Source organism: Mucilaginibacter sp. HD30 (assembly GCF_054061755.1).
In genome coordinates, this window is record NZ_JBSSEO010000001.1 from 1664277 (window position 1) to 1676526 (window position 12250).

A 12250-nucleotide genomic window follows, 5' to 3' on the forward strand; every position below is an offset into this window, starting at 1 on the left:
TATTAAAGCTGTTAATTATTTTTGTTAATAGTGGGGCAAAGGTAAGTGTTTGGTTGGATATAAACAACAAGGCACTTATTATTTCGGATGTGCGTTAGTATTACCTTTTTATCTTACTTTTTATAAACGATACCGCCATCAACGCACCCAAAAAACCCAGAGCAGCAGAGATACGCATAATACCCGCGTAAGAATGAATAAAACTCTTTTTATAATAGGTTTCAATTACCTGCTTCTGTTTTGATGGAATATTTGCCGGCACTTTAGCATCGCCCAAATCAGCGGCTTGTTTAATGATCTGCTCTTTTTGCTCAAGTTTTAACGGTACCCGCTCGATGTGTTTGATTAGTGTTGATGTGAAAAACAGAACTGCCAGCGCGCCAAATATCGCGTTAGCAAATACGCCCGAAATACGCGTCATGGCATTATTAACGCCTGATGCTGTACCTGAAAAATGATCGCTTACAGATCCCATTACGGTAGCTGTTAACGGAGCTACCGTTAATGACATACCAAAACCCAATACAAATATTCCCGGAAAAAATGTTGTCCAGTAATCTGAAGGGCCATTGGTTTGGGCAACAATGGATAGCAAAAGCAAACCTAATCCTGTTAATGCAGGCCCGCAAATTAAAAATAATTTAGGTCCGTATTTATCAGCAAGGCTGCCGGCGTAACGGGCAACCGTTACCATTAACACCGTAAAAGGCAGAAAAGTTAAACCCGATTGCAGCTGACTGTACCCCTGCACCTGCACCAGATTGAGCGACAAAAAAAGCATGCCGGCACCCAAACCCGCGTACAAAAAAAAGGTGAGCAAATTAACACCTGTAAAAACGGAATTACTAAAAAGGCTGAGCGGCATCATGGGGTGCCGGCTTTTCTTCTCAATAATGATAAATATTATCAAAAATAACAATCCGCCGGCTAATGACCCATAGCTCTGAAAATGAGCGAACCCAACGGCAGGTATACGCAAAAAGCCAAAAGTAAGCAGCGCCAATGCAAGGGCTATGGTGATTGCGCCGGGGAAGTCAAGTGCCTTATCAGCGTCTTCATCTTTTGTCTCGTCAACGCGAAAGGCCAGCATTATAAAAGCAGCAATCCCTATCGGCACGTTAATAAAGAATATATATCGCCACAAACCGGCATCGGCCAGGGCACCGCCCAATATAGGGCCGCCCATTGTTACCACCGTTGTAAAAGCCGACCAGGTACCGATAGCCTTGCCCCGCTCTTTAGCATTTATAGCTGATGATATCAGGGATAAGCTTCCGGGAATCATAAAAGCGCCACCTATGCCTTGAACAGCACGGCAAATTATCAACATAGTAACACTGGTTGATATACCGCACGCTGCAGAGCCAACGATAAACAATACGATGCCGCCCATAAATACTTTTTTGCGGCCCAGTTTATCGCCCATCGCCCCTCCTATTAATATCAATGAGGCCAGCATCAGCAAATAGGAGTTTAACACCCAGAAAAGATCGGCACCAGACGCGTTAAGGTTTTGTTGTAAAGCAGGCAATACAACATTTAAGGCCGTACCATCAATAAAAGCCATAGCCGAGGCCAGTATGGTAGACACTATAACCCATTTACCCTTGGCGCTGCTTAATGAAACTGTAGCCATAATTTAATTAACTCTTAAACATAAAGGTATGTTTTAACGGCCATAAATAGCAAAAGCCATCTGCTTTGGGCAAATAGCTTTCAACAAAAAATGGTTTTGTATACCTACGCGTTCGCTTCTGCGTATTTTTTAAAGTTATTTAAAATCATTTGCCAGCCGCCCTGCTGCATTTCAATAGGGTTTTGACTTTCGGGCTCAAATGTCTCTTCAATTTCTGTTGTGTCGCTACTGCCGCCAAATTTAACTGACACCTTGCGTCCGTCGCCCATGGTGTATGCTATGTAAGCGTGCTCCTGAACGTCAGTGTATTCGCCACCAAAGTCAAAACTAAAGCTACCATCTTTAGCGGCCATTGTTGTTTTAAAGGTACCGCCGGTGCGAAGATTGTTTTCTGAGAATGGCGCGTGCCAGTCGTCTGACGCGAATGCCCAGCCTTTAATATGCTCGGGCTCGTTCCAAAATTGCCAAACTTTTTCTACAGAGGCGCTAACAGTTGCTGTTACAGTGATTGTTTTTTGTGCAGTTTCCATTTTATAGTTTTTTATGTCGTGATTTTTGATTTTTATAACACAAAGATATACTGCATACCCTAAAACGAAAACGGGAAAAAAGGACTATTATATGGGCAAAATTGCGTCTAAACTTCTACCGCCATATAATGCTCTACCACAGGGAAAGGGTCATAATAATGATGCAAGAGCTTTTTCCAGGGCTCATATACAGCAGACTGACGAAAGCCAACAGTATGATCTTCCAGCTTCTCCCACTCTACCAACAGCAAATACTTGCCGTCTTGTTCCAGACATTTTTGCAAACTGTGTCTTACATAGCCGCGAATAGAACTGATGTATTGGCCGGCTATTTTAAAATCTTTTTCAAAATCACGCTCACTGCCGGGAATTACATATAGTGTGGCTGCCTCAAGCACCATGGCCTATTGTCCCTTCAATTAACTCGCCATAAAAATCGCTTACACTCATCCCTGCGGCTCGCACCTGTTGTGGTATCAGGCTATTTAATGATTGCCCCGGGGTTGTATTAACCTCGATAAAATAGAAGTTATTGGTACTCTCTTCTAAAATAAAATCAACACGTACCATGCCACGGCAATTAAGGCGCTGGTAAACTTCGGTAACTATTAAGGCAACCTGCTCGCGTTTCATTACAGAAATATCGGCAGGAGTAATTTCTTCGGATACGCCAGGGGTGTATTTTGCTTCGTAATCAAAAAAATCTTTCGAGCTAACGATCTCCGTTATTGGCAAAACGGTGATCTTACCGTGCATGTGTACAATACCTACACTAAACTCGCGGCCTTTTATAAACTCCTCTACCAGGATCTGGTCATCTTCGTTAAAAGCTTTGTCAACAGCGTTACTTAGGCCGTTAACTTTATAAACCTTGCTCATACCAACACTGCTGCCTCCGTTATTAGGCTTAACGAATAGTGGAAACTTGAGTGTTGCAACTACAGAGGCAATATCATGCGGGTCGCGTTTTTTTAATTTGACAGAGCTGGCAATGTGCAGATCGTGTATGCCGTTTACAATGGCTTTGGTATAAGCTTTGTTCATGCTTATGGCCGATGTAGTAACATCGCATGTATTATAAGGCATTCCTATCAGGTCAAAATAACCTTGCAATTTACCATCCTCACCCGGTGTGCCATGTATGGTGATAAAGGCAAAATTAAATTTTACTTTTTCGCCATCTAAAATTACGCTGAAATCATTTTTATCTATATCCACCCCGTTGGCGCCATCATCATAAAACCACCGATTGCGGTCTATTAAAATGGTGTATACTTTGTATTTAGCAGGATCAAGATTCGCCTTTATGTTTTTTGCGCTATTTATTGAAACCTCGTATTCGCCGGTGAAACCGCCGGCCAGCAGAGCTATATTTTTGGTTGCCATATACTGCCAAATATAAATATTTTTAAAAGCCAACAGCCTAAAATTAAAAGCTTTTGAATTCCAATTCGTACCGGTGATCCGCTTATTTTTAGCTTGCGGTAAAAAGTAATTTCAAAAATTTACCTATGTTTGATAGCCCTTACGGGCATATATACCCTATTTGGCAAGATGAAGAAATTATTGGCATATATTAAAACCGGTTCATTCCGTAAAACAGCATTATTTGCTGTTGGCTCGGTAATAGCTGTGGTTCTAATAGCGTTTTTTAGTTTAAGTTACTATACCGGCCATGGGTCGGGTGTTCCTGTACCGTCGTTAAAGGGCTTGAACATTACAGACGCAGTAAACAAACTGGAAGAACAAGGATTTAATTTTCATGTTGACACTATTTATTTAGGTGATAAAGATCCGGGTACGATTGTGGAACAAGATCCGGACGCCGGTACACTTGTTAAAAACGGCCGTATAATTTACCTTACCATGGTTACCCTACAGGCGCCACCCGTTGGCCTGCCTGAAATTGAGCAAATACCCTATATTCAGGCAGTGTCTATGCTAACTAACGCCGGCTTAAAGGTTGGCGATACCACCTACCGGTCTGATATTGCAACTAATATTGTACTTGAAGTAAAGTTAAATGGACAAACCATAAGGCCGGGAATGAAAATACCTAAAGGCTCGCGTCTTGATCTGGTGTTGGGTGATGGTAAAGGTGCCAACGAACAAGAAATACCTGATCTGATAGGCCAGGACCTTGATGCCGCGAGATTTGCAATAAAAGGGGCCGGATTTACAGTAGGAAGTATCATTTATCAAGGCAACATAACCGACTCAAGCACCCTTAAAGTAATAAGTCAGTTCCCTATGCGTACAGACTCTACTACTACATCGAGTATAGGTACCCCTATAACTTTAACCGTAAGTCAGGGCGCAGCCAATGGAAATTAGTGCAGCAGATTTTAAGCAACGTTTGGCGCAGCCTGAAGCTGTCAATATTTTGGATGTGCGCGAGGTTATTGAATTTCACACCTATAATATAGGTGGGTCTAATTTGCCTTTATCCTATTTAATTGCAAATACCGGTAACATTAACTATAACAAAACCGATGAGATAATTGTTATTTGCAAAGCAGGCATTCGCAGTAAAACGGCGCAGGCTATTTTAATCCAAAACGGATTTAACAATGTAAAAAATTTAACCGGCGGCCTTTTGGCCATGCAAAGGTTATCGTAAATTATTTTAATCTAAACAATGGCAAAGCAAGTATCATCTGGCTCTTCCTTAAAAAAATTCATAATAGCGCTGGTAATTGTAGTAGTTTTAGCTTTAGGCGGCACACTGCTGTTTTATTACCTAAAGTATTTTGGCCCTAACGTTACAGGTAATGAGGAATATCTGTACATCCGCACCGGCGAAAATTTTAACAGCGTTTATAAAACCATCCGCGATAAAGAAATTGTAAAAGATAGCACCAACTTTTTATGGGCGGCGCAGAACATGAAATATCCAGGCCGCGTAAAACCGGGCAGATATCGCCTAACGGAAGGTATGAGCAACCGCAAACTGATCAACGTGCTCGCATCGGGTACGCAGGAGCCGGTTACTTTTGCTTTTCACAACTTCAGGCTTAAAGAGCAGTTCGCTGTTTTTGCATCTAAACAACTGGAGCCCGATTCTACCTCCATCCTACGATTGCTTGATTCAGCAGACTTTGTTAAGCAATATGGCTTTACCACGGATAACGTGTTTGTGGCTGTTATGCCCGATTCATACCAGCTTTATTGGAATTCTACTCCCGAAAAACTATTTAAAAAAATGTATGCGCGTTATGAAGCGTTCTGGACAAAGGAACGTAAGGATAAAGCAGCACAACTTAATTTGACACCCGCACAAGTGAGCATACTTGCATCCATTGTAGACGCGGAGGCCTTAAGAGATGATGAGATGCCAACCATAGCCGGTTTGTACCTTAATCGCCTTAAAAAAGGCATGAAACTGGAGTCTGATCCTACTGTGATATTTGCTATGAAGGATTTTACTATCCAACGCGTGCTTAACCGTTATCTTTCGGTACCATCGCCCTACAATACATATGCTAACAAAGGCTTACCGCCGGGCCCTATCATGATGCCTTCTATAAACGCGGTTAAAGCAGTGCTTGATTACAAGCCGAGCGATTATATTTACATGTGCGCCAAAGAAGATTTTTCGGGTTATCATAACTTCGCAGATAACGTTAAAGATCATAATATAAACGCCAACAAATTCAGACAGGCGCTTAACGAGCGCAACATTAAAAGATGATGTTTGAGAATTCAACCAAAATAAGGGTACGTTACGGCGAAACCGACCAAATGGGTTATATGTATTACGGCAACTATGCAGAGTTTTACGAGGTAGGCCGTGTGGAAATGCTGCGCAGTTTGGGCTTAACCTATGCAGGCATGGAAGCCAACGGTATAATGATGCCCGTAATGGAGATGAGCTGCAAGTACCTAAAGCCGGCCCGTTACGATGAAGAGATAACAGTACGCGTTATGATGGATAAAATGCCGGGGGTTACCATTCATTTTAAGTATGAGTTATTCAATGAAAAGCAGGACCTTATTCACACTGGCGAAACATTGCTTTGCTTTGTAAAAATGTCCACCCTTCGCCCCTGCCTGCCCGACCGTGAATTTTTAGAAAAGCTGAAGCCTTTTTTTAAGTAGATTAGCGCTTAATGAGATGGATACATCGCTTTCTGCTTAGGCATGCGGAATTTTACCGCTCTTTTATTAAGTACCTTAAGTCGTTAACGCCGTCTTGGTTTGGCGGTATCTCTGTATATGTAATTCTGGTATCGCTGGTCAATGAGTTTTTAGAGGAATCGCTGCTGAACCGGGCATCTGCCCTGGCTTATAATTTCATGTTAGCGCTGTTTCCGGCAACTATATTTCTTTTCACCCTCATTGCCTATATACCGGGTACCAATTTTCAGGATAACCTTCTGGAATTATTACAAACAATTTTGCCTACCACAGCCTACTTGGCGTTTCAAAACACCATTGAAGATATTGTTAAAAACCAAAACGGCAGTTTGCTTTCTGTTGGTTTTATTACGGCCCTCTATTTTGCCACCAATGGTGTAGGTAACTTAATGCGGGCATTTAATGATTCTTCCCTCCTGCTGGAGAAGCGAACCTGGCTTAAAAGGCGCGCCGTGGCAACCTTGATTACCGTTATGATAAGTTTCGCTTTGCTTGCGGCTATAGTAGTTTTAATAGTTGGCGAAGCTATTATTACTAATATGCAGGAGCGTATAGCAAGCGAAAGCACTTTTTGGATCTATGCGCTTACCCTATCGCGCTGGATCATTATTATGGCTTTATTCTTCTTCAGTATATCCCTGCTTTATCGTTATGGGCCGGCACATAAACTAAAGTGGAAATTTTTGAGTCCGGGTTCGGTGTTGGCAACTACGCTTGCAGTGTTAACATCAATAGGTTTTACCTACTATATCAACAACTTTTCGTCGTACAATAAGATCTATGGTTCCATCGGTACACTCATTGTGGTAATGATATGGTTGTACCTAAACTCGCTTATTTTGCTCATCGGATTTGAGTTAAACGCCAATATTGACCTGGCAAAACGTAACATAAAAGTAGAGAAACCCCGCTTTAATAACTTCCGAAACAAGCAAATCACTACTTAAATATTTGTGTGCCTGCTTGTTAACTCTATATTAAAAAAACTTGAAATCTAATTTGCCAATTCGGCCCGGATTTGTACTTTTGTCCCCGGAGAGCTGGCAGAGTGGTCGATTGCGGCAGTCTTGAAAACTGTTGACTGTAACAGGTCCTGGGGTTCGAATCCCTAGCTCTCCGCAACTAATTTTATCAATACCCTTTGCGACATGCTAAGGGTATTTTTTTTGCCTGCATACTCAACAGGTAGTAAATAGCCCCGTTTTTTATTATATCTCATTAACGATCTATATTTTTCTCCGCATTCGGCGATAATTTCATTGAAAGCTTTTTATCCGCCTTCTTTGATCACCAAAGAAATCAACCGCAAAGTATTGTTCAGTTTAAGAAAAAGCTAACCGGCTAATGAATTGAAGGCTTTTTGGAAATATTAGCTCAAAACCTTCTTTATTGGCCTTCATTTTGCACAAGGCGGGTATGAATAGAAAAGTATTGGTAATTGAGGATGAGCCTATTATTGCAGAAATGATCTGCATAATCCTGGAAATAGAGGGTTTAAAGGTTATCAGCCTGGCTGATATGGGTGCAGCAAGACAAAAACTGCATGATAATGAGATCGGGTTGGTGCTTCTTGATCTTAACCTGAAAGGAGAAAGCGGACAAACGATGTGTGAATACATCAAAGGACAAGCCGACCTAAAAGATATACCGGTCATCCTTGTCTCTGCCAATTTAGACCTGGAAAGGATCAAAATGGAATGCGGCGCGGACGATCATATTGCCAAACCTTTTGAGTTGATAGATTTTACCCGTAAGGTAAGGCAATACGCTTTAAATTAATTATCCGGTTTATTAATTCTGGTTGAGTTTAGCTGCCATACTTTGTGTGGTATGCGGCACTGCTATTAATCTTTCTTTCTGAATCAATTCGCCTGTTGTGCGGCAAATCCCATAAGTTTTATTGGCTATCCGTACAAGAGCAGCGTCTAATTGCTGAATAAATTTTTGCTGGCGGCCAGCCAACTGATGTATGGACTCTTTGTCCATAGTGGCAGCCCCATCTTCCAATGTAGCGTAAGTTCCCGCAGTATCATCAGTGCCATTGGGATTGCTGCTTTGCAATGATGCTGACAGGTCTGCCAACTCTTCGCGGGCTATATTCAATTTATGAAGAATTATCTGCTTAAATTCTTCCAATTCAGAGTCGCTGTAACGCTTTTTTAGGGTAGTTGTATTTTCCATGCCGCAATAACGCCGTGTTTCGTGAATGGTTTTTTATTTGATAAAAAATCATCAACTAACTCAACTTCCAGTCTGGCCTTTCAAAATGACAGGTATAGCCATAAGGGTTCTTTTGCAAATAGGCCTGATGTTCCTGCTCGGCATTCCAAAAGTCTCCCGCCGGAACAACTTCAGTAACGATCTTGCCGGGCCATATGCCAGATGCGTCCATCTCTTGTATTAAATCAACCGCTGTTTGGCGCTGATTTTCATTCAGATAAAAAATAGCAGAACGATAAGACGCACCGATATCATTGCCCTGCCTGTTGCGGGTAGTGGGGTTATGGATCTTAAAGAAATACTCTAATAAATGTCGATAAGTGATCTGTTCAGGATCAAATGTAATGGCTATGCCTTCGGCATGTGTACCGTGGTTGCGGTAAGTTGCATTTGGCACGTCGCCGCCGGTATATCCTACTATAGTAGCAGTTATACCTGGTAACTGACGGATCAGTTCTTCCACGCCCCAAAAACAACCACCGGCCAATATTGCTTTTTCTGTTTGCATCAATTTTTAAATTTTATTAATCAATATACGCATATTTTTGGAATATGTTTTTTAATAAACTGATTAGCCGTAATTAGGAAACTGGGCTGACAGTTGATCAAATGGGAGGCTTTACCTTTGAAATATGGCAACTATCAACTATTCAGTATTAGACCTTGCTACGGTCATTGAGGGACATACTATTGCAGACTCGTTTAAAGGCAGCGTCGCCAATGCGCAGCAGGCAGAAGCCTTAGGCTACACCCGTTATTGGTTTGCTGAACACCATAACATGATTAACGTGGCCAGCTCCGCAACCGGTTTACTGATAGCTCATATAGCGGGAAGCACTTCAACAATTCGCGTAGGTTCCGGCGGTATTATGCTACCCAACCACTCCCCTCTTGTCGTAGCCGAACAGTTTGGTACCCTGGAAAGCTTATATCCTGGTCGTATAGACCTGGGTTTAGGTCGTGCACCCGGTAGCGATCAAACCACTGCGCATGCCATTCGAGGCGAGAACATGGGCGCAGCCTTTCATTTTCCGCAAGACGTAGCTGCGCTGCAACACTATTTTAAAGGCGATCACCCAAATGGTGTCAGTGCCATTCCTGGCGAAGGATTAGATATACCGATATGGATCTTAGGTTCCAGTCTGGACAGTGCCCGGCTGGCTGCGGCGATGGGTTTACCTTACGCCTTTGCCAGTCATTTTGCACCGGCATACTTCCTACAGGCAATAGATCTTTACCGTAAAAATTTCAAGCCCTCTTCCCAATTGACTGAGCCTTATGTGCTGGCCTGTGTAAATGTTGTTGCCGCTGATACGGACGACGAAGCCCAATATTTAGCAACTTCTTTAAAGCAATTGTTTAAAGGTATCATTACCGGGAAGCGTCAGCTATTGCCACCTCCGGTTGATAGTATGGAGGAACTTTGGAGTACCGCAGAACATGATGCCGCCATGCAAATGCTGGCCTATTCCTTTTTTGGGAGCAAAGCTACCGTGCAAGCGGAATTAAGCCGTTTTATAGAACGTACCGGCATTCAGGAGATCATGGCTACCTCACACATTTATGACCAAGCTGCCAGACTAAAATCATACCGCCTATTGGCAGAAGCACTAAATGCGTAAATTAAGCTATGGAAGACCCGGAAAAACTCGAACGCATAGTTGAGGCGCGCCTAAAACTTAAAGCGCGCTTTGAGCAGCAAATGAAAGCCACGCCTTCTGTGGCTGATGACCTGCCTAAGGGTACGGGCCAGCCGAACCGGCATGGTATGCCTGCTCTGCCAATAGGCCAGACCAAAACTGTAAAATGGCCGGTACTTGATTTGGGTTATCATCCCAACATTACGCCGGAACGTTGGCGGTTAACGATTGATGGCGCCGTTGAACATCCGGTGACCCTTACCTGGAAAGATCTTTTGGCTTTACCACAGACCAAAGACACTTCAGACTTTCATTGTGTTACTACCTGGTCAAAATTTGATATGCATTGGAAAGGTGTTAGTTTACTCGATATAGCCGCGCTGGTTCAGCCAAAGCTTGAGGCGAGTCACATCCTATGTTATGGTTATGATACCTATTCAACTAATATAGCCCTGGAGGAGGCGTTGAAACCAGATGTGCTTTTAGTGCATACATTTGACGGGCAACCCTTGCCGTTGGAGCACGGTGGCCCGTGCCGTATGATCACGCCCCAACTCTACGCCTGGAAAGGCGCGAAATGGATAAAACGCATTCAGTTCCTGACAGAAGATAAAAGAGGGTTCTGGGAGGAGCGTGGTTATTCTAATACCGCCTATCCCTGGCGGAATGACCGGTACGACGAAGAATAGGCATTTGATGGTTGCGGTAATATTAGGCCCTCCCTTTCGCAGTTCCCCGGAGTTACTGCAGATCATATTCATCAATCTTTCTATAAAGAGTGGTGATCCCAATGTTCATTAATTTTGCCGCCTCTGTTTTATTACCCTTTGTATGGATGAGCATTTTGCGGATATGGTTTTTCTCTACAGCAGCCATATCGAAAACTGTCACCGCGGTATTTTGCTCGCCATAGAGTTCGACGGGTAAAGTGTCCGCTGTCAATACATCACCTTCCGATACGATCACCGCCCGTTCTATCAGGTTCTTCAATTCGCGAATATTACCGCGCCAGTTATATTTCTCCAGTTGTTTTAGCATTGCCGGATCTATTGCAGAAAGTTTGCGGTTCATTTTGCCGGCATACTCTTTCAAATAATGGTCAGCAAGCAGCGGGATATCCTCGCGACGGTTATTTAACGATGGCAGGCTAATACTGAATACCGATAAGCGATAAAAAAGATCTTCCCGGAAATGCTCCTTTGCTATCTCAGATTGCAGATTGCGGTTGGTGGCCGCAATGATGCGCACATTGGTATGATGGGTTTTTGTATCGCCCAGTTTGAAAAATTCTCCAGCTTCCAGCACTCTCAAAAGTTTCGCCTGTAAATCTATTGGTAATTCACCAATTTCATCCAGGAACAACGTCCCGCCGTCTGCTTCTTCAAACAATCCTTTTTTATCTTTCAGCGCACCGGTAAAAGCGCCGGCCTTGTAGCCAAATAACTCGCTTTCCAACAGCTCCCGTGAAAACGCACTGCAGTTAATTGCTACAAAGTTTCCTGTTTTTCGCTGGCTATTGTAATGAATAGCACGGGCAAATACCTCTTTTCCCGTGCCTGTTTCGCCCAGCAAGAGTACCGTTGTTTCCGTTGGCGAAACTTTTTTAGCCAGTTCTATTGCCGATTGAATAGCCCGTGACCTACCTATAATTCCGTCAAAACTATGCTGACTGATCAGTTTATTTTCCAGTTGGTAAAGCTTATACTGAACCTCGGCCTTTTCAGCAGCTTTGGAAAGCAAGGGTAAAATGCGGTCATTATCGTCTCCCTTGGTGATATAATCAAATGCACCGTTTTTAATAGCAGTAACACCATCGGCAATTGTGCCGTAGGCTGTAAGGCATATTACTTCTACATAAGGCTTTTTTTCCTTAAGATGTTTAACCAGTTCAACACCACTCACATCAGGGAGTTTAACATCGCTAAAAACAACCTGCACCAATTCGCGATCCAACATTTTAAGGCCCTCTTTGCCGGTTGCTGCCTGCCATACGGGGTAACCTTCTAATTCTATGATCCTTGCCAGCAATGCCGACAGTTTGACCTCATCATCAATAATTAATACGCCCGCTTTCATTTCCCTGCTAA

The 12250-nt window shown here is 42.9% G+C and carries 15 protein-coding genes and 1 tRNA gene; 9 read left to right on the plus strand and 7 right to left on the minus strand.

Annotated features, from left to right (window positions below):
• Positions 1-100 precede the first annotated feature (100 nt).
• The 4 genes from ACVW2L_RS08135 to ACVW2L_RS08150 form a co-directional block, all read right to left on the minus strand.
• Complete coding sequence (locus ACVW2L_RS08135; RefSeq protein ID WP_457127467.1) at positions 101-1636, minus strand: MFS transporter; 1536 nt, start codon at positions 1634-1636, stop codon at positions 101-103.
• A 104-nt stretch (positions 1637-1740) separates the two neighbouring features.
• The gene (locus ACVW2L_RS08140) at positions 1741-2166 is read right to left on the minus strand and encodes an SRPBCC family protein (protein ID WP_457127468.1); all 426 of its coding nucleotides are present in this window, start codon (positions 2164-2166) and stop codon (positions 1741-1743) included.
• Positions 2167-2273: 107 nt separating this feature from the next.
• The gene (locus ACVW2L_RS08145; RefSeq protein WP_457127469.1) at positions 2274-2567 is read right to left on the minus strand and encodes an antibiotic biosynthesis monooxygenase family protein; all 294 of its coding nucleotides are present in this window, start codon (positions 2565-2567) and stop codon (positions 2274-2276) included.
• Entirely contained in the window at positions 2557-3552 is a 996-nt protein-coding gene (locus ACVW2L_RS08150) for a D-alanine--D-alanine ligase (RefSeq protein WP_457127470.1), read from the minus strand. The genes ACVW2L_RS08145 and ACVW2L_RS08150 overlap by 11 nt, the downstream gene beginning before the upstream one ends.
• A gap of 168 nt (positions 3553-3720) precedes the next feature.
• Between ACVW2L_RS08150 and ACVW2L_RS08155 the strand changes: the two genes are divergently transcribed.
• The 7 genes from ACVW2L_RS08155 (at position 3721) to ACVW2L_RS08185 (ending at position 8082) form a co-directional block, all read left to right on the plus strand.
• Positions 3721-4500 carry a PASTA domain-containing protein gene (locus ACVW2L_RS08155; protein WP_457127471.1) on the plus strand — a complete coding sequence of 260 codons (780 nt, stop codon included), beginning with the start codon at positions 3721-3723 and terminating at the stop codon, positions 4498-4500.
• Positions 4490-4786: a rhodanese-like domain-containing protein gene (locus ACVW2L_RS08160; RefSeq protein WP_457127472.1), complete on the plus strand. Its 297-nt coding sequence runs from the start codon at positions 4490-4492 to the stop codon at positions 4784-4786. The genes ACVW2L_RS08155 and ACVW2L_RS08160 overlap by 11 nt, the downstream gene beginning before the upstream one ends.
• A gap of 18 nt (positions 4787-4804) precedes the next feature.
• Complete coding sequence (mltG, locus tag ACVW2L_RS08165) at positions 4805-5857, plus strand: endolytic transglycosylase MltG (RefSeq protein ID WP_457127473.1); 1053 nt, start codon at positions 4805-4807, stop codon at positions 5855-5857.
• Positions 5854-6264, plus strand: coding sequence for an acyl-CoA thioesterase (locus ACVW2L_RS08170; protein WP_457127474.1), 411 nt, complete (start codon positions 5854-5856; stop codon positions 6262-6264). The genes mltG and ACVW2L_RS08170 overlap by 4 nt, the downstream gene beginning before the upstream one ends.
• A gap of 11 nt (positions 6265-6275) precedes the next feature.
• Positions 6276-7250, plus strand: a complete 975-nt coding sequence (locus ACVW2L_RS08175) for a YihY/virulence factor BrkB family protein (RefSeq protein WP_457127475.1) — start codon at positions 6276-6278, stop codon at positions 7248-7250.
• Positions 7251-7337: 87 nt separating this feature from the next.
• Positions 7338-7422 (plus strand) — tRNA-Ser (locus ACVW2L_RS08180).
• Between the two features lie 297 nt (positions 7423-7719).
• On the plus strand, positions 7720-8082 hold the full coding sequence (locus ACVW2L_RS08185) for a response regulator transcription factor (protein ID WP_457127476.1): 363 nt from the start codon (positions 7720-7722) through the stop codon (positions 8080-8082).
• A 12-nt stretch (positions 8083-8094) separates the two neighbouring features.
• On the opposite strand, the gene ACVW2L_RS08190 is transcribed toward ACVW2L_RS08185, so the two are convergent.
• Positions 8095-8484, minus strand: a complete 390-nt coding sequence (locus ACVW2L_RS08190; RefSeq protein ID WP_457127477.1) for a TraR/DksA family transcriptional regulator — start codon at positions 8482-8484, stop codon at positions 8095-8097.
• A 55-nt stretch (positions 8485-8539) separates the two neighbouring features.
• Entirely contained in the window at positions 8540-9031 is a 492-nt protein-coding gene (gene msrA, locus ACVW2L_RS08195; RefSeq protein ID WP_457127478.1) for a peptide-methionine (S)-S-oxide reductase MsrA, read from the minus strand.
• Between the two features lie 124 nt (positions 9032-9155).
• Here msrA and ACVW2L_RS08200 point away from each other — a divergent pair, with 124 nt between their 5' ends.
• Both ACVW2L_RS08200 and ACVW2L_RS08205 read left to right on the plus strand, forming a co-directional pair.
• Positions 9156-10145 (plus strand): LLM class flavin-dependent oxidoreductase, encoded by a 990-nt coding sequence (locus ACVW2L_RS08200; protein WP_457127479.1) that lies wholly within the window; start codon positions 9156-9158, stop codon positions 10143-10145.
• Positions 10146-10153: 8 nt separating this feature from the next.
• Positions 10154-10852 carry a sulfite oxidase-like oxidoreductase gene (locus ACVW2L_RS08205; RefSeq protein WP_457127480.1) on the plus strand — a complete coding sequence of 233 codons (699 nt, stop codon included), beginning with the start codon at positions 10154-10156 and terminating at the stop codon, positions 10850-10852.
• 52 nt (positions 10853-10904) lie between these two features.
• Here the strand turns inward: ACVW2L_RS08205 and ACVW2L_RS08210 are convergent, their stop codons facing one another.
• Positions 10905-12239: a sigma-54-dependent transcriptional regulator gene (locus tag ACVW2L_RS08210; protein WP_457127481.1), complete on the minus strand. Its 1335-nt coding sequence runs from the start codon at positions 12237-12239 to the stop codon at positions 10905-10907.
• Positions 12240-12250 lie beyond the last annotated feature (11 nt).

Excerpts from the sequence above, each read along its gene's own strand:
- ACVW2L_RS08135 (WP_457127467.1), bottom strand. The coding sequence starts at position 1,636 with ATGGCTACAGTTTCATTAAGCAGCGCCAAGGGTAAATGGGTTATAGTG.
- ACVW2L_RS08140 (WP_457127468.1), bottom strand. The coding sequence starts at position 2,166 with ATGGAAACTGCACAAAAAACAATCACTGTAACAGCAACTGTTAGCGCC.
- ACVW2L_RS08145 (WP_457127469.1), bottom strand. The coding sequence starts at position 2,567 with ATGGTGCTTGAGGCAGCCACACTATATGTAATTCCCGGCAGTGAGCGT.
- ACVW2L_RS08150 (WP_457127470.1), bottom strand. The coding sequence starts at position 3,552 with ATGGCAACCAAAAATATAGCTCTGCTGGCCGGCGGTTTCACCGGCGAA.
- ACVW2L_RS08155 (WP_457127471.1), top strand. The coding sequence starts at position 3,721 with ATGAAGAAATTATTGGCATATATTAAAACCGGTTCATTCCGTAAAACA.
- ACVW2L_RS08160 (WP_457127472.1), top strand. The coding sequence starts at position 4,490 with ATGGAAATTAGTGCAGCAGATTTTAAGCAACGTTTGGCGCAGCCTGAA.
- mltG (WP_457127473.1), top strand. The coding sequence starts at position 4,805 with ATGGCAAAGCAAGTATCATCTGGCTCTTCCTTAAAAAAATTCATAATA.
- ACVW2L_RS08170 (WP_457127474.1), top strand. The coding sequence starts at position 5,854 with ATGATGTTTGAGAATTCAACCAAAATAAGGGTACGTTACGGCGAAACC.
- ACVW2L_RS08175 (WP_457127475.1), top strand. The coding sequence starts at position 6,276 with ATGAGATGGATACATCGCTTTCTGCTTAGGCATGCGGAATTTTACCGC.
- ACVW2L_RS08185 (WP_457127476.1), top strand. The coding sequence starts at position 7,720 with ATGAATAGAAAAGTATTGGTAATTGAGGATGAGCCTATTATTGCAGAA.
- ACVW2L_RS08190 (WP_457127477.1), bottom strand. The coding sequence starts at position 8,484 with ATGGAAAATACAACTACCCTAAAAAAGCGTTACAGCGACTCTGAATTG.
- msrA (WP_457127478.1), bottom strand. The coding sequence starts at position 9,031 with ATGCAAACAGAAAAAGCAATATTGGCCGGTGGTTGTTTTTGGGGCGTG.
- ACVW2L_RS08200 (WP_457127479.1), top strand. The coding sequence starts at position 9,156 with ATGGCAACTATCAACTATTCAGTATTAGACCTTGCTACGGTCATTGAG.
- ACVW2L_RS08205 (WP_457127480.1), top strand. The coding sequence starts at position 10,154 with ATGGAAGACCCGGAAAAACTCGAACGCATAGTTGAGGCGCGCCTAAAA.
- ACVW2L_RS08210 (WP_457127481.1), bottom strand. The coding sequence starts at position 12,239 with ATGAAAGCGGGCGTATTAATTATTGATGATGAGGTCAAACTGTCGGCA.